Raw genomic sequence first — 22,438 nt, 5'->3', positions numbered from 1 at the left:
GGATTCAAATCCGCTCAAGCGCCACGGCAATGCCCTGGCCAACGCCGATGCACATGGTCGACAGCGAATAGCGGCCGCCGGTTTCGCCAAGTTCCAAGGCTGCCGTACCAGTGATACGGGCACCGGACATGCCGAGCGGATGGCCAAGCGCAATTGCCCCGCCATTGCGGTTCACACGCTGATCGTCATCGGCAATCCCGAGTTCACGAAGCACGGCGAGGCCCTGGCTTGCAAAGGCCTCGTTGAGTTCGATCACATCGAACTGTTCCGGCTTCAGGCCGAGACGTGCCATCAGCTTGCGCGAAGCCGGCACCGGGCCGACGCCCATGACACGCGGCGGAACGGCTCCGGCCGCACCGCCGAGAATACGGGCAATCGGCGTCAAGCCATATTTCCTGGCCGCGGCTTCCGACGCGATGACGAGGGCCGCGGCCCCGTCATTGACGCCGGAGGCATTCCCGGCCGTCACGGAGCCGCCCTGACGGAAAGGCGTCGGCAACTTGGCGAGCGCTTCCATGCTGGTCGCACGCGGATGCTCGTCCTTCGCCACGATGATCGGATCGCCTTTTCGCTGCGGGATGGTCACCGGAGTGATTTCCCTGGCAAGCCTGCCGCTTGCCTGTGCGGCCGCGGCCTTTCCCTGCGAGCGCACGGCGAAAGCGTCCTGGTCCTCACGGCTCACCTTGTAATCCTCGGCAACGTTCTCGCCGGTTTCCGGCATGGAATCGACGCCATACTGCTTCTTCATCAAGGGATTGACGAACCGCCAGCCGATCGTCGTGTCGTGGATTTCGGCAGCACGCGAAAAAGCAGTATCCGCCTTCGGCATCACGAAAGGCGCGCGTGACATGCTCTCCACGCCGCCGGCGATCATCAGTTCGGCCTCGCCTGATCGGACGGCACGCGCTGCGGTAATGACGGCATCCATGCCCGACCCGCAGAGCCTGTTGATCGTCGTGCCCGGCACAGATACCGGCAGACCGGCGAGAAGCAGCGACATGCGCGCAACGTTTCTGTTATCCTCGCCCGCCTGATTGGCGCAGCCGAAGATGACGTCGTCGACCGCCTCCCAGTCGACCGATGCATTCTTCGCCATCAGTGCCTTCAGCGGAACGGCGCCGAGATCATCGGCGCGCACGGAGGAAAGCGAGCCGCCATAACGGCCGATCGGCGTGCGGATATAATCGCAGATAAAGGCTTCGGTCATGGACTTGTCCTCAAAGTTCGGGAACGACGAGGTCGGCAACCGGCCCCTCGATATGAAGCTGCGCGCCAGTCATGGCCTGCAGTTCTTCGACGGACATGCCGGCAAGTTTTTCGCGCAGCACGAAACGTCCGTCCTTGATGTCGATGACGGCGTGGCTCGTATAAATGCGGGTGATGCAAGCCACTCCCGTCAGCGGGAAACTGCATTTATCGACCAGCTTCGGCTCGCCGTTCTTGGTGACGTGTTCGGTGATGACGCAGACCTGCTTGGCGCCGTGCACCAGATCCATGGCGCCGCCAACTGCCGGCACGCCCTTGGCCCCAACGCGCCAGTTGGCGAGGTCGCCGTTTTGAGCGACCTGATAGGCGCCGAGGATCGCAACATCGAGATGACCGCCGCGCACCATCGCAAAGCTGTCGGCATGGTGGAAGAAGGCCGCGCCCGGCTTTAGCGTCACCGCCTTCTTGCCGGCATTGATAAGGTCCCAGTCCTCGTCACCTGAAGGTGGCGCCTCGCCGAAATTGAGAATGCCGTTTTCCGTATGGAAGATCGCCTGCCGGCCCGGCGGCTGATAGCGGGCAACCATTTCCGGAAAGCCAATGCCGAGGTTCACATAGGCGCCATCGGCGATGTCCTGCGCCGCCCGCCAGGCGATCTGGGCGTTGGAGAGCTTGATATCTTCTCTGGTGTCGACGGTCATATGTAGGCCACCCCGGCTCGAATGAGCTCTTCTTCCTGTTGCGGATTGGCGATCTGGACGAGGCGGTCGACAAAGATGCCGGGTGTGACGACATGCTCGGGATCGATCCCGCCGGCCGGCACGATGGTCGAGACCTGCGCGATCGTCTTGGCAGCGGCCATGCACATCAGCGGGTTAAAGTTGCGGCCTGCCTTGTTGTAGGTCAGGTTGCCGTGGACATCGCCGACCTGCGCCTTGACGATCGCGAAATCGGCCTTCAGCCAGCGCTCCTGCACATAATGGCGGCCATCGAACTCGGCGATGACCTTGCCGTCTGCAAGCTCCGTCCCGTAGCCCGTTGGAGTGTAGAAAGCCGGAATGCCAGCCCCGCCGGCGCGGATGCGCTCGGCGAGCGTGCCCTGCGGCACCAGCTCCAGTTCGATTTGCCCGGCAAGGTACCTGTCGGTGAAGGCACGCGGGTCGGATGAGCGCGGAAAGGAGCAAATCATCTTCCGCACCATGCCTGCATCGATCATGGCGGCGATGCCGATCCGGCCATTACCGGCATTGTTGTTGATGACCGTAAGGCCCTTCGGTCCCCTGTCGATCAGGGCGTGAATGAGTTCGATCGGCGCGCCGGAGCCGCCGAAACCACCGATCATGACGGTGGCGCCATCGCCGATTTCGGAGACGGCTTCCGCCGCGCTCCTGATTGTCTTGTCCATGCGGGATTTCTCCTTGCCGGATGAGGCCGCCTCGTGCCTCCCTGAGGATAGGGATAAGGCGAGAGCCGCTCCATCCGCAAGGCTTTTGTGCGTTATTTGATATTTGTTCGCATATCGCACAAGGCACGGCACGTAGATGTGCGTAAGCGACGGGTTACGCAGAAAGTGGTGCGTGCCCATGGCCGGGAGCCATCCACCGGATGTCATAGCAAGCCAATACTCTATGAAGTCAAATCGTCAGCAAGGCGGGCCTAAGCGCGGCCGCAGAGAGAATATTCAAGAAGACGAAGACACGGTTGCGCTGACACCGGACTGCCTAGATGTTGGAACTCTGGCCGGATTGTTTCAACCGTGTCGCTTTGTCTGGCCTAGCGTCCTCGGCTTTCCCGCGACGCAGGCAGCGTCGTGCTTTCCCAATGCCACTCGACATTTCCGGGCACAAAGCCGAGTTTGAGGTTCCTGCGACCAATAATTCGGCGGCTTCCGGTGTTGGGTGCCAGGTGGTCGATATCCGTCAGGAAGGCGTCGAAACTGTCGCGCCAGCGTGGATCGATATGGTGGTCGGACGAAAGCATGCGTCGATACTGTTCCCGAAGGAACTTGTGCTTATGAGTTTTTGGCATGGCGCTCAGATGGGAATGCTGGGGTGTGGGAGCAATAGTGAGCGGGCCGTATAATTTGAGTTTGCGTCCCTTGTAAAGTGCCTCTTGCCGGCAAAACTGATCAGACGTCGCTTTCCTTCGGCCGGTTGGGCTCGGTCGAACTCGGCCGCGAGACGACGTAAGCAGCGCTAGCCAGGATCGATGCACCGACGGCGATCGCGAGGAAAACCGACGGCTTCGACGCGATCAGGAATACCGCGTATCCAACCGACATCCCTGTCAACGCCAACATCTTGGATTTACGGGAAATCGCGCCGTTTTCGCGCCAGTCGCGCAATGGGCCGCCAAATCGGCTATTCATCAGATAGGCCTCCAGACGCGGTGAGGACCGGCTGAAAAACCATGCTGCCAGGATCAGGAAAATCGTTGTCGGCATAAGTGGAAGGATGGCGCCGATAATGCCAAGGCCGACCATCACAAGACCAAGGCAAAGATAGACGGCCCGCTGCAGCGGGCTGCGCGATGGGCCTGGCGTAGAACTCAATTCACATACTCCCCGTCAGACCACCATCTTCCGTCGCCATATTCAACAATCCACCCGCGTTAGCATAATTTGCCGTCGACGGTCGCCCGGCTGACGCGTAAGTTCATCGAACCATCTTCAGAGAACACCCCAGACATCCGAGCGGAACTCTACCATGACGACCCACGATTTCGTCGCAACTGCCTTTTACAACGTTCTTGGAACCTTGCCTCCGGCTTTGACGATCGCGAGCGGTGACACGGTCGTCACCCGCACGCTCGATGCCTGGGGCTACGACGAGAACGAGGTTCAGCGAGCGCACGGTCCAAACCCCATGAACGGGCCAATTTTCGTCGAAGGCGCCGAGCCCGGAGATAGCCTCAAGGTCGAAATTCTGGACATGAAACCGACGAGGGACATGGGCTTCACGCGCAGTGTTCTGGCGGCAAATGTCATCGACCCTGAGGCGGTTCGTGATCTTCCGAGATCCGAAAAGACACTCTGGCATATCGATCGACGCGCGATGACCGTCCAACTGAAGGAACCGGTTGCCGGCATCGAAAAGCTGGTTCTGCCGCTCTCGCCGATGATCGGCTGCTTTGGCGTGGCACCAAGCCACGGCCAGGCGATCTCGACGGCTACCAGCGGCGCCTATGGCGGGAACATGGATTATCGCCTGCTCGGTCCGGGCGCGACGATCTGGTTCCCGATCTCGGTATCAGGCGCATTGTTCTTTCTCGGCGACTGCCACGCCGTTCAGGGTGATGGCGAAATCGTCGGTACCGGCGTCGAGACGACGTTTGAGGTGACAGTCCGTCTCACCGTCGAAAAACAAAGGCCGATATCCTGGCCGAGAGCCGAAATTGCCGATGATATCATCGCCATCGGCAACGCCAGGCCGCTGGATCAGGCTTTGCAGCATGCGACGACCGAAATGCTGAATCTGCTCGTAGCGGATTACGGCCTGTCGAAGGTGGCAGCCAGTCATCTGCTCGGCCAGGTGGTCCGCTACGATATAGGCAACGTCTTCGACCCCGCCTATACAGTCGCCTGCCGGATAGCGAAGAAATGGCTCCCGGTACGCTGATCCATAATCCATCCGATCATCAATCCCGCGAAGCCACACTTCCAAGCTGTCGGGAAGGAGCCACACAAGCCCATGCGGGAAAGTGATTTCGTCAGCGGCTTCGCCCGCGGCCTCAAGGTGATCGAAGCCTTTGGCGAAATGCATCGCCGGCTTTCGATCACGGATGCAGCGAAGCTAACCGGCCTCGATCGCGCCACGGTGCGTCGCTCGCTACTGACGCTTGCCGATCTCGGTTATGCCGATTACGACGGCAAGTTCTTCACGCTGACGCCGAAAATCCTGCGGCTGGGGCATGCCTATCTGGAGGCAACGCCGCTGCCGGTGCTCATTCAGCCGCATCTCGATGCGCTCTCCGAGAAGGCCGGCCAAAGCGCGTCCGCATCGGTACTCGACGGCACCGATATCGTCTATATCGCCCGTGCCTCGCAGCGCCGCGTCATGTCGATCAACCTGACGCCCGGCAGCCGTCTTCCCGCCTATTGCGCTTCGATGGGCCGTGTCTTGCTTGCAGCCCTCCCTGAAGCCGAGGCACGGGCAGTTCTTTCCCGAAGCGAGTTGAAGGCGAACACGCCGAACACGAAGACTGATCCTGTGGAACTGGTGGCCGAGTTCCGCAAGGTTCGCGCACAGGGCTATGCTCTCATCGACCAGGAGCTTGAGATCGGCCTCTGCTCCATTGCCGTACCGGTCGAAAACGATCGCGGTCAGACCGTGGCCGCCATCAACATCGGCGCACCGGCCGCCCATGTGCCGGCGTCCGAGATGGTCGCGCGCTACCTGCCGCGGCTAAGGGAAACCCAGGCGACCCTGCGCACCGTGCTGCGCTAGCGCATATCGCAAACGTTTTAGAAATGCTGGTAGCAGCCAGCCGGTTGAAATCAACGAAGTCCAGCAAAACCGTGTCCGTCAATCCAGGCGGCGCGAAATGCGAAAAACGCTGGCTGGCGGGATATTCAGGCGTACCCGGCCGAGCCTCTCCGCCTGCAACCCGAACTCCTCGAGCACGTCTGATGGGACGGAGCAGGCACGGCCGTAGGTGAACTGGTAGAAGGCGCCACCACGGTCCAGCAGTCCGAAACTGCCGCCGACAATGGCGCGGATGATCTCCGGGGGCATATTGCGAAAGGGCAGTCCGCTGACGATTGCCGCCTGCAGTCCAAGTTCTGCCTTGCAGGCCGCGAGCTCGCGCGCGTCGCGCTGGAGTACGGTCACCTCAGGAAAACGCTGCTGCAACGGAGCGATGAAGCGGGTTTCGAGTTCCACCAGTGTCAGGTCTCGTGCCGGCAGGCCGCGCTTCAGAAGCGCCGCGGTGAAGACCCCGGTCCCCGGGCCAAGCTCCAGCACCCTGCCCGCCGAAGGTTCGATCTCACTGGTCATCAACCGTGCCAGCCGCCCTCCCGAGGGCACGATCGCGCCGATTTTCCTGGGCTCGGCGAGAAGCGCACTAAAGAAGGCGGCCAACGGCGGCTGTTGCATGCGGGTCTCCAGCATCGATTGATCGACGCCGATATTCTCCTTTCAAATGATGCGAGCATGACGTTTGTCCGCATCACCGAAAGTTTTAGGCGCTCTGCACCGTCGGCTCGAAGCTCATGTTGAAGGCGGCTCCGCCGCCGGTCGCATCCGATACCCATACCCGCCCGCGATGTATTTTGACGATCTCGCGCACGAGGTGGAGGCCGAGGCCGATGCCCTGGCTGCGACCGTTCGCACGCTGGAAGGGTTCGAAGATCCGCTCCCGGTCCTCGGGCGCGATACCTGGGCCTTCATCACTGACGGAAATCTGTGCCGGGCGCTCTACGGCGATGGTGATGGTACCGCTCCTGCCGCCATGCTGGATGGCGTTCTGAACCAGGTTGGCGATCGCCCGCTCCAGCGCAGTCTCATCACCGAGGATGCGTTCCGGCATCGAGCGCAACTCGAAATTTGCCTGATAGCCGGCGGCGATGATCAGTGGCGCAAGTTCCGCGGCCTGCCGGCGGGCGACCGTCGCAAGGTCGATGGAACAATCCGGCACCGGCTCCTGATTGAGCCGCTGCAGGTCGAGCAACTGCTGGGCCAGCGTCGAAAGGCGGGCGACATCTTCCAGCAGCCGGTTGGTCGCCTCCGTTGGTGGCATGGTTTCCAGCCGGTTCTGCAGGATGGCGATCGGCGTGCGCAGCTCATGCGCGGCGGCCAGCATGAAGCGCCGCTGCTTGTTATGGTCATCGTCGAGCCGTTGCAGCGTCTCGTTCATGGCGATCACCAGCGGTGCAACCTCTTCCGGCACGTTTTCCAGCGGCAAACGGTAGCCGCGTGTCGTCCCGTCGATGCCCTGTGCCGCCTGCGCCACCTCGCTCAATCCGCGGTGGATGCCGCGCGCCACGAAGGGTGTGACCGCCAATGTTATCAGGCCCGTCAGCAAAATCACCGGCAGCACGATACCGGAAGCGATCGCCATGAAGACAACCAGCAGTTTGCCGGCCGAAAGGCTGCCCTGTCGGCCGACGATGACGAGCAGATCGCCGTGATCCGTCTTTATTTTTTGCAGGCGTGCGGCAATCGTCGCTGGATTGTCCTCGTCCCCATTGAAACGGGCTTCCGCGATATCGCTACCCGACGCGGCGATGGCGAGATATTGCGCCGGCACATTGCCTTCGCTGACCATGCGACCCTGCTGATCGCGCACCAGAAACCAGAAGTCGGCCGCCTTGTCGCGCTGGTAACCCAGATCGTCGGTGTTGGTGATACGCATCGAACCGTCGGCGTTCCAGGCAATCGATTCCGAAACGGCATCGATTGCATGTTCATCGGGTGCGAAGATGCCACTCATGCCTGAAATCCAGAAGACGAAGGCAAAGGCAATCGCGATCAGTACCAATGTCGCGGCCTGCAGCGCCACCAGCCGGCGGATCAGCCTCCATTTCAGCGAATAGAACTTCATCTTCTTCATGGCCGGGCCTGCCGGATCAAGTAACCGACGCCGCGGATCGTATGGATCTCGACACCGGCGCCCGCAGCATCGAGCTTGCGGCGCACGCGCGAGACATGCGCATCGAGCGCGTTGGACTGGATCTCGTCATCCATGCCATAGACCGCTTCCTCGAGGCTTGAGCGCTCCACCGTGCGCCCAGCCCGGCGCATCAGCGCTTCCAGCACCAGCAATTCGCGGCGAGGCAGTTCGAGCGCCGTCTCGCCGACGCGCGCCTCGCGGTTGCGCAGGTCGAAATGCAGCCGGCCGAGGCACAGGCTCTCGATCTCGATATTGCCCGGACGGCGCAGAATAGCGCGCAAACGCGCCATCAACTCCTCGACGGCGAAGGGTTTGGCGAGATAGTCGTCAGCACCGAGATCGAGACCTTCTATCCGGTCCTTCAGATCGCCGCGCGCCGTCAGCATGATGACGGGAACGGCCGGCTGGATGCGGCGCGCGTCGGCGATCAGCTCCAGCCCGTCGCCGTCAGGCAGGCTGCGGTCAAGCAGCAGGGCATCATAGCTGTTCAGCCGTACGGCCTCTTCAGCCGCTTCGATCGTGGAAACGTGGTCCGTGATGATATTGTTGTTGCGGAGCGCCGCCACCAGCACGGCAGCCATTTCCGGTTCATCTTCCGCCAGCAAGACGCGCATTTAACCGTCCAACTTCAAAAGCCGCTCTGTGCACAGACAAGATTGCGTCAGCATGACGCGAAAGGCCAGAGCGGTGTGGCGTCAATCCCCGAAAGGCAGGCTGATTGCCTCGGTTCGCGCTTCAAGCGCGCGGATGACGGCCGCCATATCCTCACGCCCGAAACCCAGGCTTTCGGTTTCCGCGTAGAGGGCATGGCAAGCATCGAGCAGCGGCGAAGCAATGCCCGCATGCCGAGCCGCTTCGGCGACCAGACGATTGTTTTTCAGCGCGTCGGAGATCGCCGCCTGCACTGAGAAGTCCCGCTCCACCAGCTTGCCGCTCTTGATCCGCGATATGCCGCTCGCCATCTGGCCGGCATCGACGACAGCTTTGAAAAGCCCCATGTCCAATCCCTGTCGGGCGGCAAAGTGCGCCGCTTCGGCAAGCCCCGTGACCGTCGTGATCAGAAATATATTGACGGCAAGCTTCATCAGGAGCGCATTCGGCACGGCGCCGCAGACAACCGTTTCCCTGCACATGGGCTTCAAAAGCGGACGAACCTCTTCGACGACGTCCGCATCTCCCGCAAGCATGACCACAAGCTGGCCTTCCTCCGCCGGCCGGCGCGAGCCTGAAACAGGCGCCTCGACATAATGGCCGCCGGCGGCACGAATATCCGCCTCGAGCGCTTTCGAATATTCGGGCGCGGTGGTCCCCATATGGATGACGACATGTCCGGCTACCCGTTCGACAAAACCTGGTGTACCGCGCCCGAGAACCGTGTCGATCACCGCTGCCGTTGCAAGCATCAGGATGACGGTCCGGGCTGTCGTAAACACTTCGTCGACATCCGCGGCCACTTCGGCGCCCGCTGTCCGTAGCGTGTCAGCGCTTTCCGGTGAACGATTCCAGACGATGAGATCGGTACCTGCCCGCGCGAGATTGAGCGCCATCGGCGTACCCATCACGCCGAGACCGATGAAGCCTGTTTTCATTTTGCCGTCTCCTCGGATAGCCAGGAGCGAAGTCTACGAACAACGGCGGCAGTTGTCTTGAAGGTTAGTGCGCAGGTGCGGGCTGCCCCGAAATTTCCAGCGCTGCCTCACGGATCGTCTGCATGAGGATCGACAGCGGCAGCGAGGGGACGGAATCGGTACGCACCGTCAATCCAACGGGACCCTTCGTCTCGCTCGTATCGACCGGCAAGGCGACAAGCACGCCGTCGGCAAAATCCCGCGCAACCACGCCGTTGGAAATGATCCAGATTGCGTCGCTATCGCGCACGAAAGCGCGGCCGAAGGCATCGGAAACAGTCTCGATCTGGCTCGGCAGGCTGGCGACACCATTGGCGATCAGGAAATTTTCGACCACCGGCCTGATGATCGAACCGCGGGTCGGCATGAGAAGCGTATAGCGGCCGAGTTCGGCGAAGAACGATTTGCCGGCGCCAAGCAGCGGATGGCCGGTGCGCACGGCAAAGACCACTTGCTCGGAATAAAGATGCTCGAACGAGAAGCCGGCCATCCTCTCTGCTCCCGCGAGACGACCGACGACGAGATCGAGATCGCCGACACGCAGCTGCTCAAGGAGCACCGTATTGTCACCGGTGACGATCTTCACCCGGCTCCAGGTATTTTCCTTCAAGAACAGATCCATTGCCCGGGGCATGATGCGCGTCGAGACTGTCGGCAGCGCGCCGATGCGGATTGGCGGAGCATCGCCGAACTGCTCCTGCGAGACGGAATCAAGCCCTTGCCGCAATGCTGTCAGCGCAGCACCGGCATGGCGCAGAAAGACCTCGCCATAACGCGTGATCCGGATCCCGCGTCCGTCACGCTCGAAAACACTGACGCCAAGTGCCAGCTCGAGTTCGCGAATCGCCTTCGTCACCGCCGGCTGGCTGACATGCAGGAGTTCAGCCGCCTTCATGACGCTTTTCTGCCGCGCCACCTCGACAAAGGTCTGCAGATGGCGAAACTTGATACGACTATCGATCATATTTTTCATAACTCATAGGTTATCGAAAAGCCGAAAAATATCATTTTACTTAACCGGATCAACTCATCAAATTGGGTGGGGAGGAGATTTAAAGTGCAATTCGCCAGTATCAACGACGTAACGATCCACTACCAGCTCATCGGTGCGCCGGCTGACAGGCCGGTCATCGTGTTTGCCAATTCGCTCGGCACGGACTTCCGGATCTGGCGCGATGTGATCGTGCGTCTTGCCGGCGACTTTGCCATCATCCTCTATGACATGCGCGGCCACGGTCTTTCCGATGTCGGCCAGGTGCCCTATTCCATGGAGGACCATGCGACCGATCTTGCCGGCCTGCTCGATCTTCTGTCGGTCAAGGATGCCGTTATCTGCGGCCTTTCGGTTGGTGGCCTGATTGCCCAGTCGCTCTATCAGCGTCGTCCGGATCTGGTGAAGGCGCTCATCCTCTGCGACACCGCCCACAAGATCGGCACGACCGAAAGCTGGAACAACCGCATCGCCGCCGTCGAGCAGAACGGCATTGCGAGCATCGTCGACATGGTCATGGAGCGCTGGTTCACGCCGGCTTTCCGCCGGCCGGAAAACATCGCCTATGCCGGCTATTGCAACATGCTGATCCGCCAGCCGGTGGAAGGTTATAACGCGACCTGCGCGGCGATCCGCGACGCCGATTTCACCGAGGCGGCAGCCAAGATCAAGGTGCCGACCGTCTGTGTCGTCGGCGATCAGGATGGCTCGACGCCGCCGGATCTGGTGCTGTCCACCGCCAGGCTGATCCCCGACGCACGCTACGAAGTCATCAAGGACTGCGCCCATATTCCGCCGGTCGAGCAGCCGGAAGCGCTGACGGCGATCATCCGCGCCTTCCTCTCATCGATTGGAGAAAAGAGCCCATGAGCGAGACCGCGTCCGAACGCTATCAACAGGGAATGGCGACCCGTCGCTCCGTTCTCGGCGATGCCCATGTCGATCGCGCCCAGGCGGCTTCGACCGAATTCGACAGGCCGTTCCAGGAACTGATCACCGAAGCGGCCTGGGGTCACGTCTGGTCGCGGCCTGAACTGACGAAGCGTGAGCGCTCGATGATCACGATCGCGCTGCTTGCCGCGCTCGGCCAGGACGACGAAGTGGCGATGCATGTGCGCGCTACCGTCAATACCGGCGCCTCCCGGGAGGATATTCGCGAGGCGCTGCTGCATGTGGCAATCTATGCCGGCGTGCCGGCCGCCAATCACGCGATTAAGATCGCCAAACAGGTTTTCGAGCAGATGGACGCCGGCAAGGTGGCCTGAGGGAGACAGAATGTCGGACTTACCGAACCGCAAGCCAGAAACCGGAGCTTTCTTCGCTCGTGACCGCGCCTGGCATTCGCCGGCCTATACGCCGGGCTACAAGACATCCGTTCTGCGCTCACCGCAGCGCGCGCTGCTATCGCTTGATGGCACGATTTCTGAGATCACGGGTCCTGTCTTCGGCCAGTCGATGATCGGCGAGATGGATAACGACCTGATCCACAATTTCGCGCGACCCGGCGAAAGCGCGATCGGCGAACGTATCATCGTCCACGGTCGCGTACTCGATGAGCGCGGCCGTCCGCAATCGGGCGTTCTCGTAGAGTTCTGGCAGGCCAATGCCGGCGGCCGCTACCGCCACAAGAAGGAAACCTATCTCGCCGCCATCGACCCGAATTTCGGCGGCTGCGGTCGGTTTGTCACCGACGAGGAAGGCCGCTATTTCTTCCGCACCGTACGACCCGGCGCCTATCCCTGGCCGAACGGTGTCAACGACTGGCGCCCGGCCCATATCCATTTCTCGATCTTCGGCCACGGCTTCTCGCAGCGCCTGATTACTCAGATGTATTTCGAGGGTGACCCGATGATCTGGAAATGTCCAATCGTCGGCACCATCCCCGACAAGGCGGCTATCGAGCAGCTCATTGCCCCGCTCGACTGGGGTAACACGATCCCGATGGACAGCCGCGCCTACAAGTTCGATATCGTGCTGCGCGGCCGTCGCTCGACCATGTTCGAAAACAAGCTGGAGGGGAACTGACATGCAGGAACTCGGCTATCTCAAGGAAACCCCGTCCCAGACCGCCGGCCCCTATGTGCATATCGGCCTGACGCCGAATTTCTGCGACATCACCGGCGTCTATGATACCGACCTCGGCACGCAGATGGTCAATGACAAGACGCTCGGCGATCGCATCACCGTCAGCGGCCGTATCTTTGACGGCGCCGGCGCCCTCGTTCGCGATGCCGTCATCGAGATCTGGCAGGCAGACAGCGCCGGCCTCTATAACAGCCCGTCGGAACTCCGCGGCACGGCCGACCCAAATTTCACCGGCTGGGGCCGCTGCCCTACCCGCGCAGAAGACGGCGTCTACAGTTTCGAGACCATCAAGCCCGGCAAGGTTCCCTTCAAGGACGGCCGCAAGATGGCGCCGCACATCACCTTCTGGATCGTCGCTCGCGGCATCAATATTGGCCTGCATACACGCATGTATTTTCCGGAGGAGCAGGAAGCCAATGCCGGCGATCCGATCCTATCCCGGATCGAACACCGCGAGCGCGTAGCTACGCTGATCGCCACCCGCGACGATGCCAAGCTCAGCTTCGATATCTATCTGCAGGGACCAAAGGAGACGGTGTTCCTGGACATCTGAGCCGGCTTGCGAGCAAGGCTCCGTGCAAGTAGCGTCCCCTCACCCTTTCCTCTCCAGTGGAGACGGCACTGGCTGGCAGAAGAGGATTGCAATGAAACGGGACGTTCCATGACCACCTCCCCCTTCGACCATCCCTTCCTGTCCGACCTGCTCGGCGACGCTGAAATTGCAACCTATTTCTCAGCCGACGCTGATGTCAGGGCAATGCTGTCTTTCGAGGCGGCACTTGCGCGCGCTGAAGCGGTGCATGGCATCATCCCGGCCGAGGCGGCCCGAAGGATCCGCGAGGCCTGTGCCGTTTTAACGCCTGATATTGCCAGCCTGAAGGCGGCGACAGCGAAGGACGGCGTCGCCATTCCCGATCTCGTCCGGCAACTCAGGAAAGCAGTCGGTGGCGAGGCCGCCGAGCATGTGCATTTCGGCGCCACCAGCCAGGATGTCATCGATACCAGCCTGATGCTGCGGCTGAAATCCGTGACCTTCCTCTTTGGTGGGCGTCTGCATGCCATCGTCAGTGGAATGGACGCACTCGAACGACAATTCGGCACCAATCGCCTGATGGGCCATACGCGCATGCAGGCCGCCATTCCCATCGCCGCCGCCGACCGTATCGCCGCCTGGCGGGTCCCGCTGGAGACCTACCGCGATCGGCTGACGGAGCAGGTGTTCCCGGTCCAGTTCGGCGGTGCGGCCGGTACGCTCGAAAAACTCGGCGACGAAGCCGCCGCCGTGCGCAGTTCGCTGGCGCAGGAACTGGGGCTATCAGACGAACCGCAATGGCAGAGCCAGCGTGCCCGCATCGCAGATCTCGCCAATCTCTATTCGCTGATTTCAGGCAGCCTCGGGAAATTCGGTCAGGACATCGCATTGCTTGCCGAAGCTGGCGGCGAAATCGAGCTTGCGGGCGGCGGCGCCTCCTCGGCAATGGCGCACAAACAGAATCCGGTCGCCGCCGAAACGCTGGTGGCACTTGCCCGCTTTAATGCGACGCAGCTTTCGGCCATCCACCATGCGCTCGTTCATGAGCAGGAACGCTCAGGCGCGGCCTGGACACTTGAATGGCTGGTCCTCCCACAGATGGTCATGGCGACTGCCGCGTCACTGCGGCTTGCAACGGAACTCGTTGGTAACATCAAACGTCTAGGGACAAGCTGATCGTCTTTGCGTCAAGGCTGTAAAACCGGCTATGCAGGGGTGTTGAATTCAGGAGTGATCCCGTGACCTTTCCGCTCTTCGATCTTTCCGGCCGCCGTGCGCTGGTGACAGGTTCCAGCCAGGGCATCGGCTATGCACTGGCGCTCGGCCTTGCCGAGCATGGAGCCTCCGTCATCATCAATGGCCGAAACGCCCAGAAGGCGGAGGCGGCTGCCGAGACGATCCGCGAAAGGAAACGCCACGCCGTCAGCGCCGCTTTCGATGTGACGGATGCCGAGGCCAGCAGAACCGCCATTGCTTATATCGAGGCGGAGATCGGTCCGATCGATATCCTGATCAACAATGCCGGCATGCAGTTTCGGACGCCGCTGGAGGAATTTCCGGTCGAAAAGTGGGACGAACTGTTCCGAACCAATGTTTCCAGCATCTTCTATGTCAGCCAGCCAGTAGCACAGGCGATGATCAGCCGCGGCCGCGGCAAAATCATCAACATAGCCTCGGTGCAGGCGGAACTCGCCCGCCCGAATATCGCACCCTATACCGCAACCAAGGGCGCTGTTCGCAACCTGACCCGCGGCATGGCGACGGACTGGGCAAAGCATGGCCTGCAGGTCAACGCCATCGCGCCAGGCTATTTCAAGACGCCGCTCAACCAGGCGCTTGTGGACGATCTGAAGTTTTCCGCCTGGCTCGAGACGCGTACGCCAGCTGGCCGGTGGGGCAACGTGGAAGAGTTGGTAGGTGCGGCCGTCTTCCTGGCGTCGGACGCGTCGTCCTTCGTCAACGGCCATATGCTGATGGTGGATGGTGGGATTACGGCATCGCTCTGAGGTTAGTCGCCTCCTCCGTCGCCACCACCATCGCCTCCATCATCGAGATCAAAACTCACCTCGATGCCGCCTTCGGCTTGGCCACGAACGAAACGCCTTCGAAAACGAAGACGACTCCACCATGGAGGGTTCCAAGACAAGAATACGGCAAATGCGACGATCAGGACGGAAACGGCCGAGAGGCCTATAAGGATCTCCGTGACTGGAGACATGTTTACTCCAAAGATTGCCTGAAGAAATTATCTCAGCAATCTCGGCGGGAAACAAGAGCATTTCAATTTAGAGGACGCCTCAATCGGCGACCATATTACCACGCCGCATCAGCCCCATCAGAATCAACGGCAGCAATGTCGTGATGCAGATGGCGATGAAAGCCATCGCCATGCCGAGGCCGATGGAGCCCTGCTCGAACTGGCGCCAGATGAAGGTCGCGATCGTCTGCATGCCAACCGGTGCCACGACGACGGAAGCAACCAGCTCACGCGAGGCAAGCGCAAACACGAGCAGCATCGAGGAAGCAAGGCTCGGAAAGACGAGCGGCAGCAGAATGCGGCGGAAGGCTGTGACGCCGCTGGCACCGCAGACGCGGGCTGCTGCCTCCAGATTGTCGCCGATCTGCTGGAAGGCGGCCGTGGTGTAGCGAACAGGCTGTGGCAGCAGGATGCAGCAATAGGCAAGAAGCAGAATGAAAGCGGTATTATAGGGGGTAAACGGCAGGCCCGGCATATTCCAGGCGAGGATGAGGCCGACAGCAACGACGATACCCGGCAGGGCATTCGGCAGGATGGTCATCACGTCGATCGCCAAGCGGCCTGAAATCTTCGTCTTCACCACGGTATAGGCGGCCGTCACACCGATCAGGCCCGTTATCAGCGCCGTACCGATGCCGAGCGAGAAGCTGTTGATCAGTGCCGTGACGGCGCCGGCGCTATTGCCGAAGACCGCCATGAAATTGTCGAGGCTGACATTGTCGAAAGCGAGACCGCCTGAGATGGTCCGTGCCAACGCTGTCGCGAGGATGGCCAGCAACGGCACACCGGTTGCAAGGAAGGCGACGGCCGTGAACGCGATCATCACGGGCGCTTTCAGCGCGCCAAGTGGACGCTTGTCCTTCGCCGTCGGCTTGCCGCCGACCGTCTGATACGAGCGGCGCGCGAGGATCCAGCGCTGCAGGAGGAAGGTGATCAGCGACATGGCGACCAGCACGAGCGACAGGATGGCCGCGCCCGGCAGATCGATCGGCCAGTCGGTGACGCGAAGGTCGATTCCGGTTACCAGTACCTGAAAACCGGCGCGCCGGCCGAGCGCTGCCGGCGTGCCGTATTCCTCGATCGCGGCGGCGAAGACCAGCATCAGGCTCGCGGTCAGGCCTGGGGCCGAGAGGGGCAGCGTGATGCGCCAGAAGGCACGTGCCGGCGAAGCGCCGAAGACACGGCCGACATCAGCGTAACGTGCGCCGACGGCTTCGACCGTGCGCGACACTGCAAAATAGACGACGGGGAAAGTGTTGAAGGCCATGACCAGCGTCATGCCGAAAATCGAAAACAGGAAGGGCGCCAGATTGAAGCCTGCAAGCTGCTGCAGATAACCGCGCGGCTGCAGGGTCATGATCCAGCCGAGTGTCGCAATATAAGGCGGGATCATGAAGGGCACAAGCAAGAGCACGTCCCAGAGAGGCGCGAATGGAATCCTGTAGAGAGCGCGGAAAACACCGAGCGGTACGGCAACCAGTGCCGAGGCGAACACCACGCAAACGCCGAGCAGGATGGTATTGCCGCCCATGCGGATCAGCGAACTGTCGGCGAGGGTCGCATAGAGAGAGGAGAAAGGGCTCGCAAACGAGCCCTGTCCGAGTTCGGGGAAGATCCCTTGCAGCACCACCGCAATGAAGGGAACGGCGACGACGAGAACCAGACCCGCTGTTGCAAGCCAGGCGGCCGGAGCCGTGCCGCCGATGCCGTTTCCCCTCATTCGTTCAGACCTTACTTGGCGCCGTAGAGATCAGCGAAGGCCTTCAGCGTTTCCTTGCGCTTGCCGTAGACAGCAGCCGTGTCATACTTCAGGAGCGTCAGGTCGCCGATCAGCGGACGGCTGGCGGCAATGTCGGTGCGCGACGGCATCAGCATTTCGCCGGCAACAAGCGCCTGACCTTCGTCGGAGAGCATGTAGTCGATGAACTTCTTGGCGTCGTCCTGGTTCTTCGACCAGTTCATGATCATGGCCGGGCGCGGTGCGATGACCGTACCGGACTTCGGGAACACGACTTCGATATTCTCGCCCTTCTTCTGGGCGGCAAGAGCAATGTAGTCGACGGCGCCGAAGACGACGGCCTTTGCGCCCTGCAGAACCGGGTTCAGGGCATCGGCATTTGCACCGGCAATGATGGCGCCGTTAGCCTGCAGAGCCTTGAAGAGCTTCCAGTCGTCCTGGCCGGCGAGGGCCGCAGTCAGCTCGAAGGACGAACCGGACTGCGCAGGGTCCGGGATGTTGACGAGATCCTTGTATTCCGGCTTTGCGAGGTCAGCCCATTCGGACGGCTTCGGCGTGCCGCTCTTGGTGTTCCAAACGATGCCGAGAGCCGAGATGCCCTGTGCAACAGCGCCTTCGGACTTCAGGAAGTCCGGCACCTTGGCAGCGTTCGGGCTTGCATAGTTGACAAGCCAGCCGCGCTTGGCGAAGTCGTTTGCCGTATCCCAGGAAGCCGAGATGACGACGTCGACAACCGGGTTAGCGGCTTCGGCTTCGATACGCGCCATGACCTTTCCGGTCGTTGCCTGGAAAACATTGACCTTGACGCCGGTCTGCTTGATAAAGCCGGCCGACAGCTTGTCGATCAGGCTCTGAGGGCCAGCGGTGTAAACGGTGACATCGGCATGGGCGACGCCGGCCATAAGGGCTACGGCGACAACGCCAAAAGTGATGCTCTTCAATGACTTAAACATGTTCCAATTTCTCCTCTATGGATTGGTCTATTTCCCGCTGAAACCAGCGGATCTGTGCGGCGTCGATCTCAAGGCCGATTACCTCGCCGGCACGAAGCTTCATGCGGCTAAGCACCTGTAATTCCAGGCCGGGCAGGCCGGAGAGCGAAACGCTCGCCAGGTGCCCGTCGCCGCGAAACTGCGAGCGCAGCACAGTGGCGGCAAGGCGATCAGCAGAGACTTTGCCGGCCGAGATGGAGGCGACCGGGAGCAACACGCGGGCGCTGTTGCCGGCGATGCCCGCAGCCTCGGTCAGGACAATATCGCTACCCTTGAAATACCAGGCCGTACCGCGCCGCTCGATATCCGCAAGGCAGCCAAGCCGCAGGAAGTCGGCGACCTCGGGCGTTGCCGGACGCTCGATCAGATCATCGGGCGACGCCAGCTGCTCGATCAGGCCGGAGCGCATGACTGCGACCTCATCGGCAAGCGTCAGTGCCTCGCTATGATCATGCGTCACATAGATTGCCGTCAGGCCGAGCGTGGAGATGAGTTCGGCAAGTTCACCGACCATGTTTTCGCGCAGTTCGCGATCAAGATTGGAAAGCGGTTCGTCGAAAAGGATGAGCTGCGGTTCGGCCACGATGGCGCGCGCAATTGCCACGCGCTGTTGCTGGCCGCCGGAAAGATCGCTCGGTCGCCTGTCTGCGTAGGCAGCAAGCCCGACGCGCTCGAGTGACCGCATCGTCCTCTCGTGACGCTCGGCTTTCCCGATGCCACGCATTTCCAACGGAAAAGAAACATTGCCGCCGACCGTCAGATGCGGCCAGAGCGCATAGTCCTGAAAGACCATGCCAAGCCCGCGCCGCTCCGGCGGAACGAAGGCACCGGTTGAACCGTCGGCAACTGTCGTGCCGGCAATTGAAACGGAACCCCTGGTCGGCACAAGCAGCCCGGCGACCAGCCGCAAGAGCGTAGTCTTGCCGCAGCCCGAAGGCCCGAGCAGCGCCAGCGTCTTGCCCTTTTCCAGGCTAAAATCAATGCCTTTGAGGATCTGCGTCGGCCCGTAGCTCAATTCCAGACCCGCCGCGGCAACGGCAGAGGACAATCGAATTGAAGGGGCGTTCATGGGAAGACCAAATGTCGCTTTAAAGAAAGTATGGCGACATTTAGGCACCCCGGATGACAGCTATGCGACAGATATATTTCAGTTTTGTGACAATACCTTTTGAACAAGAGGAGTTGGCGATTCATGCGGGATCCACGATTAGAACGCAGCCCTCCCGTAACCGCGCTTTGCCACCGGCCATCTTCAACGCAGTTTTTTTCATGCCGTTTCGCGGCTTCAGCACGCCCAAAAGCAACGAATTTGCATTTTCGGTCGCACGCAACCATTTAAGATGCATGATCCGCGGGAGATGTCGCAACCTCGCATGTGCCGGGACGTTTACCGAAAACGAACCATACCGGCTTGCATTCTGAGCCAAAAGCCGATTGCTTAGGAAAATCTACTTCTTCTTCGGCTAGCCGTTAGAAGAGTGCGAGGGGATATAGGCAAACCCGTGGAATTCTGCAGCTTCGCATCGGGATCGATGGTGATTACGATGACGAAGCGGGAAAGCTGGTTTGAAGGAAAATGAGTAACGATCTGTTTCAGGTGAAATTTTGGGGCGTTCGGGGAAGCATCCCCGTGTCAGGCCCGGAATTCGACCGATATGGAGGCAACACCTCCTGCATTGAAATTCGCTGCGGCGAGCACCGGATGCTGTTCGACGCGGGCTCTGGACTGCGCGAGGCCGGCCTCTCGCTCATTGCTGACGAAGTCCGCGATGTCGATCTCTTCTTCAGCCACTGCCATTACGATCACATCATCGGCCTGCCCTTCTTCAAGGCGATCTACTACCCTTCGATCAACGTCAACATCTGGTCCGGCCATCTGGACGGCAAGATGAGCACGCGCGAGATGGTCGAGCAGTTCATCAGCCCGCCCTGGTTTCCCGTAAAGACCGATATTTGCCAGGCGACGATGAACTTCCGCGATTTCCATGCGGGCCAGACGCTGACGCCGCATGCAGGCGTCGAAATGCAGACCTACATGCTGAACCATCCAGGCGGCGCGATCGGATATCGCATCAACTGGAAGGGCCGCATAGTGTCGCTGATCTACGACATCGAGCACATTCCGGGCACCTACGATCCGGTGGCGCTCGAGATGATGAAGGACGCCGATCTCGTGGTCTACGACTGCACCTACAATGAAGACGAGATGCAGCGCTTCAAGGGCTTCGGCCACTCCACGTGGCAGCACGGCACTGAACTTGCAAAGATGGCGGGCGCTAAGCGCTTCGCCCTATTCCATCATGCGCCTTCGCGCACCGATGAGCAGCTTGCCGTCATGGAAAGCGAGGCGCAGGCCGCCTTTGCCGGCGCCTTCGCTGCCCGCGACAATCAGGTCGTCGACATCTGATCCCGCACGAGTGCGGTGGCAGAGACCCATTCCACCGCGGGATGGACTGCCGTCGCCTCGAAAAGTTCGCCGAGGAAATCCCAGGCGGCCGCGTCATGCACCAGATGATGTGCAAGCACGCCGATGGGCTCGTTGCCGCCCTCGAACCGATCCTGCAGCTCCGCGACCAGTTCGCCGATCAACTCTGCGATCGGCCGCCCGCCGCGGGTGCCGTGCCAGTCCATGAGATCGACATGGGAGTTGACGATGGCGATCGGACTTTCTCCCTTGGCGCGTCCGTAAGTGGAAAGGGATTCGAAGCCAAGCGCCGGCAGTTTGGGAATGAGACCCTTGTCTATCCGGTTCCAGGGCGGAACCAGCATCGTCAGGAAGCGCGCGGGGTAGAGATCCCTCAGCTTCAGGAAACCTTCGTAGAGCTCGCCGAGGATGGTTTCTTCCAGCCGTGATCCGCCGAGTTCCTGCTTCTTGTCGTCAGGTCCGGAATGATTGTGATGGGCCCAGCCGTGAACTGCCACGCTGACATGTGCCTCATCCGCAAGCCTCTGAGCGAGTGGCATGCCGGTAAAGGCCGGAACGACAGCGAGCGTGAGGGGGATGCTGTAGTTTCTCGTCTCTCCAAGCAGTCGCTCGAGCGCCGCCGTCGGCTCGATCGCATCGTCATCCCGCAGCCAGAGCCGTGCGACGCGGCCAGCGTCGCGCCAGCGCTCCAGCTCCCGATACAACGGCTCGCGGAGGGTGCTATCGATCATGTGCTGCTCCTGCATGGTTGAGGATCAAATCCAGTTCATGTGATGCGCCGGAAAGCGAACGCTCTTCGATAACAAAGCGTCGGGCGGCAGCTGCCATGGCGTCACGGCGCGTCCGGTCATCCAGCAGTCCGGCAACGGCGCGCGCGTAGGCTTCCACATCGCCAGCAGGCGTCAATAGCCCGGTCACATCGGCCTCCACGACGGCGGGCACGCCCGCAGTTTCCTGCGCCACGACAGGAAGCCCCGCTGCCTGCGCTTCGAGATAGGCAAGTCCATAGGCTTCACCGCAGCCCGGCCAGACATAGATGCCGCTCTTCGAAAGCAGGTCGGCTATCTCTTCCGGCTCCCTCTGGCCGAGCCAGTCGATACGACCGGGGGCAAAGCCCGCAAACAGCGCCTCCACCTCAGCTCTTAACGGACCGTCGCCAATGATGCCGAGCGTCCAGGGCCGATCCTCGATCTTGCGCAGTGCCGCAGCTAGCATCGTGTAGCTCTCCATCTTGTCACCGGCCCGCATCATCGCCACGCTCGCCAAGCGTTGCGGAACGGGAGCAGGCGTTGCCGCTTCGAAGAGCACTGTGTCGATGAAAGGTTTTACTCCGGCAATACGCGCTTCGGGAAAGACGTCTTCCAATCCTTTCCGGTCGCGTTCGGTAAAGGCGATATTGACCGCCGCCTGACGGATCGCCTCGCCGACCGGCTTCTGAAACAATGCCCAGCCCATCGCGTCGCGCTTGCGCGAATAGGAGGCTTCGGCGGTCACATAGGGAATGGTGAATTCCGCAGCGATCGCCGGCCCGAAGAGATCGGGGGACTTGTAATAAGGATGATAGCAGAACCAGAGTTCCGGCTTCGGCTCGTCCCGCCATTTGTGCCGAAGCCGCTGGAGCTCCTCCCCGGCCCTCGGTAGCGCTTCGGCCGCCGCTTCCGGCGTGCCGGCATGGATGCGGAATTGAGACACGACCTCGACTGAATGCCCGGCCATTTCCAGCGCCCGGATCAACAGCTGCGCCATCAAGCGGTCACCTGACGGCACCGGATGATCAGGCGATTTCATCGGCGCGTAGAAAGCGATCCTCATCGCGACACTCCGCGTATGACAGTGTGTTTCCAATCGGCGCTCACGCCGTAAGCGAAAATTTCCGCTATTGTCACTATCCTTGAACGATACAGGCAGGCATACCGAAGCGATCGTGATTAGACGAGACGATAATTCCGCCCTTTTTCGTCTTCTCTAGTGCATT

The 22,438-nt window shown here is 61.0% G+C and carries 24 protein-coding genes; 9 read left to right on the top strand and 15 right to left on the bottom strand.

Annotation, left to right across the window (positions count from 1 at the left end; genetic code table 11):
- Positions 1 to 4: 4 nt before the first annotated feature.
- From pcaF to FHT93_RS25735, 5 genes are all read right to left on the bottom strand, one after another.
- Positions 5 to 1,207 carry a 3-oxoadipyl-CoA thiolase gene (gene pcaF, locus FHT93_RS25755; protein WP_183850083.1) on the bottom strand — a complete coding sequence of 401 codons (1,203 nt, stop codon included), beginning with the start codon at positions 1,205 to 1,207 and terminating at the stop codon, positions 5 to 7.
- A gap of 10 nt (positions 1,208 to 1,217) precedes the next feature.
- Complete coding sequence (locus tag FHT93_RS25750; protein WP_113210120.1) at positions 1,218 to 1,907, bottom strand: CoA transferase subunit B; 690 nt, start codon at positions 1,905 to 1,907, stop codon at positions 1,218 to 1,220.
- A complete protein-coding gene (locus FHT93_RS25745) occupies positions 1,904 to 2,611 on the bottom strand; it encodes a 3-oxoacid CoA-transferase subunit A (protein ID WP_183850081.1) in 708 nt (235 codons plus the stop codon). The genes FHT93_RS25750 and FHT93_RS25745 overlap by 4 nt, the downstream gene beginning before the upstream one ends.
- 368 nt (positions 2,612 to 2,979) lie before the next feature.
- Positions 2,980 to 3,186 (bottom strand): hypothetical protein, encoded by a 207-nt coding sequence (locus tag FHT93_RS25740; protein WP_113114490.1) that lies wholly within the window; start codon positions 3,184 to 3,186, stop codon positions 2,980 to 2,982.
- A gap of 148 nt (positions 3,187 to 3,334) precedes the next feature.
- Positions 3,335 to 3,757 (bottom strand): YbaN family protein, encoded by a 423-nt coding sequence (locus FHT93_RS25735; RefSeq protein WP_112546172.1) that lies wholly within the window; start codon positions 3,755 to 3,757, stop codon positions 3,335 to 3,337.
- A gap of 154 nt (positions 3,758 to 3,911) precedes the next feature.
- Here FHT93_RS25735 and FHT93_RS25730 point away from each other — a divergent pair, with 154 nt between their 5' ends.
- Both FHT93_RS25730 and FHT93_RS25725 read left to right on the top strand, forming a co-directional pair.
- Entirely contained in the window at positions 3,912 to 4,823 is a 912-nt protein-coding gene (locus tag FHT93_RS25730; protein ID WP_113145226.1) for an acetamidase/formamidase family protein, read from the top strand.
- Between the two features lie 72 nt (positions 4,824 to 4,895).
- Positions 4,896 to 5,651 carry an IclR family transcriptional regulator gene (locus tag FHT93_RS25725; protein WP_113202148.1) on the top strand — a complete coding sequence of 252 codons (756 nt, stop codon included), beginning with the start codon at positions 4,896 to 4,898 and terminating at the stop codon, positions 5,649 to 5,651.
- A 78-nt stretch (positions 5,652 to 5,729) separates the two neighbouring features.
- On the opposite strand, the gene FHT93_RS25720 is transcribed toward FHT93_RS25725, so the two are convergent.
- The 5 genes from FHT93_RS25720 to pcaQ all read right to left on the bottom strand — a co-directional run bounded on the left by FHT93_RS25720 (position 5,730) and on the right by pcaQ (position 10,407).
- On the bottom strand, positions 5,730 to 6,299 hold the full coding sequence (locus tag FHT93_RS25720) for an rRNA adenine N-6-methyltransferase family protein (RefSeq protein WP_113202234.1): 570 nt from the start codon (positions 6,297 to 6,299) through the stop codon (positions 5,730 to 5,732).
- 85 nt (positions 6,300 to 6,384) lie between these two features.
- The gene (locus FHT93_RS25715; protein ID WP_113202149.1) at positions 6,385 to 7,755 is read right to left on the bottom strand and encodes a HAMP domain-containing sensor histidine kinase; all 1,371 of its coding nucleotides are present in this window, start codon (positions 7,753 to 7,755) and stop codon (positions 6,385 to 6,387) included.
- Positions 7,752 to 8,429 carry a response regulator transcription factor gene (locus FHT93_RS25710; protein WP_112546168.1) on the bottom strand — a complete coding sequence of 226 codons (678 nt, stop codon included), beginning with the start codon at positions 8,427 to 8,429 and terminating at the stop codon, positions 7,752 to 7,754. The genes FHT93_RS25715 and FHT93_RS25710 overlap by 4 nt, the downstream gene beginning before the upstream one ends.
- 81 nt (positions 8,430 to 8,510) lie before the next feature.
- On the bottom strand, positions 8,511 to 9,404 hold the full coding sequence (locus FHT93_RS25705; RefSeq protein WP_112546167.1) for an NAD(P)-dependent oxidoreductase: 894 nt from the start codon (positions 9,402 to 9,404) through the stop codon (positions 8,511 to 8,513).
- 64 nt (positions 9,405 to 9,468) lie between these two features.
- Entirely contained in the window at positions 9,469 to 10,407 is a 939-nt protein-coding gene (gene pcaQ, locus FHT93_RS25700; RefSeq protein ID WP_183850079.1) for a pca operon transcription factor PcaQ, read from the bottom strand.
- Between the two features lie 93 nt (positions 10,408 to 10,500).
- Between pcaQ and pcaD the strand changes: the two genes are divergently transcribed.
- The 6 genes from pcaD to FHT93_RS25670 all read left to right on the top strand — a co-directional run bounded on the left by pcaD (position 10,501) and on the right by FHT93_RS25670 (position 15,057).
- On the top strand, positions 10,501 to 11,304 hold the full coding sequence (pcaD, locus tag FHT93_RS25695; RefSeq protein WP_183850077.1) for a 3-oxoadipate enol-lactonase: 804 nt from the start codon (positions 10,501 to 10,503) through the stop codon (positions 11,302 to 11,304).
- The gene (gene pcaC / locus FHT93_RS25690) at positions 11,301 to 11,699 is read left to right on the top strand and encodes a 4-carboxymuconolactone decarboxylase (protein ID WP_183850075.1); all 399 of its coding nucleotides are present in this window, start codon (positions 11,301 to 11,303) and stop codon (positions 11,697 to 11,699) included. The genes pcaD and pcaC overlap by 4 nt, the downstream gene beginning before the upstream one ends.
- 10 nt (positions 11,700 to 11,709) lie before the next feature.
- The gene (gene pcaH, locus FHT93_RS25685; protein WP_183850072.1) at positions 11,710 to 12,459 is read left to right on the top strand and encodes a protocatechuate 3,4-dioxygenase subunit beta; all 750 of its coding nucleotides are present in this window, start codon (positions 11,710 to 11,712) and stop codon (positions 12,457 to 12,459) included.
- Position 12,460: 1 nt separating this feature from the next.
- Positions 12,461 to 13,072 (top strand): protocatechuate 3,4-dioxygenase subunit alpha, encoded by a 612-nt coding sequence (pcaG, locus tag FHT93_RS25680; RefSeq protein ID WP_183850070.1) that lies wholly within the window; start codon positions 12,461 to 12,463, stop codon positions 13,070 to 13,072.
- Between the two features lie 108 nt (positions 13,073 to 13,180).
- Positions 13,181 to 14,227 (top strand): 3-carboxy-cis,cis-muconate cycloisomerase, encoded by a 1,047-nt coding sequence (locus FHT93_RS25675; RefSeq protein ID WP_183850068.1) that lies wholly within the window; start codon positions 13,181 to 13,183, stop codon positions 14,225 to 14,227.
- A 62-nt stretch (positions 14,228 to 14,289) separates the two neighbouring features.
- Positions 14,290 to 15,057 (top strand): SDR family oxidoreductase, encoded by a 768-nt coding sequence (locus FHT93_RS25670; RefSeq protein ID WP_183850066.1) that lies wholly within the window; start codon positions 14,290 to 14,292, stop codon positions 15,055 to 15,057.
- Between the two features lie 291 nt (positions 15,058 to 15,348).
- Here the strand turns inward: FHT93_RS25670 and FHT93_RS25665 are convergent, their stop codons facing one another.
- The 3 genes from FHT93_RS25665 to FHT93_RS25655 are packed head-to-tail and all read right to left on the bottom strand — an operon-like array spanning position 15,349 to position 19,107.
- Positions 15,349 to 17,028, bottom strand: a complete 1,680-nt coding sequence (locus FHT93_RS25665; protein WP_183850064.1) for an iron ABC transporter permease — start codon at positions 17,026 to 17,028, stop codon at positions 15,349 to 15,351.
- 11 nt (positions 17,029 to 17,039) lie between these two features.
- Positions 17,040 to 17,999, bottom strand: coding sequence for an ABC transporter substrate-binding protein (locus tag FHT93_RS25660; protein ID WP_183850062.1), 960 nt, complete (start codon positions 17,997 to 17,999; stop codon positions 17,040 to 17,042).
- A complete protein-coding gene (locus FHT93_RS25655) occupies positions 17,992 to 19,107 on the bottom strand; it encodes an ABC transporter ATP-binding protein (RefSeq protein WP_183850060.1) in 1,116 nt (371 codons plus the stop codon). Before FHT93_RS25655 ends, FHT93_RS25660 begins: the two co-directional genes overlap by 8 nt.
- A gap of 507 nt (positions 19,108 to 19,614) precedes the next feature.
- Here FHT93_RS25655 and FHT93_RS25650 point away from each other — a divergent pair.
- Positions 19,615 to 20,445, top strand: a complete 831-nt coding sequence (locus tag FHT93_RS25650; protein ID WP_112546157.1) for an MBL fold metallo-hydrolase — start codon at positions 19,615 to 19,617, stop codon at positions 20,443 to 20,445.
- On the opposite strand, the gene FHT93_RS25645 is transcribed toward FHT93_RS25650, so the two are convergent.
- Positions 20,427 to 21,194: a polysaccharide deacetylase family protein gene (locus FHT93_RS25645; RefSeq protein WP_183850058.1), complete on the bottom strand. Its 768-nt coding sequence runs from the start codon at positions 21,192 to 21,194 to the stop codon at positions 20,427 to 20,429. The genes FHT93_RS25650 and FHT93_RS25645 overlap by 19 nt on opposite strands.
- Positions 21,184 to 22,275 carry a glycosyltransferase family 4 protein gene (locus FHT93_RS25640; RefSeq protein ID WP_112968998.1) on the bottom strand — a complete coding sequence of 364 codons (1,092 nt, stop codon included), beginning with the start codon at positions 22,273 to 22,275 and terminating at the stop codon, positions 21,184 to 21,186. Before FHT93_RS25640 ends, FHT93_RS25645 begins: the two co-directional genes overlap by 11 nt.
- Positions 22,276 to 22,438: the final 163 nt, after the last annotated feature.

Origin of the sequence: Rhizobium sp. BK379, assembly GCF_014193955.1 — a bacterium.
Taxonomy (GTDB): domain Bacteria; phylum Pseudomonadota; class Alphaproteobacteria; order Rhizobiales; family Rhizobiaceae; genus Rhizobium.
Note: the sequence above shows the minus strand (reverse complement) of the source record. Positions and strands in the feature narration are given on the sequence as shown.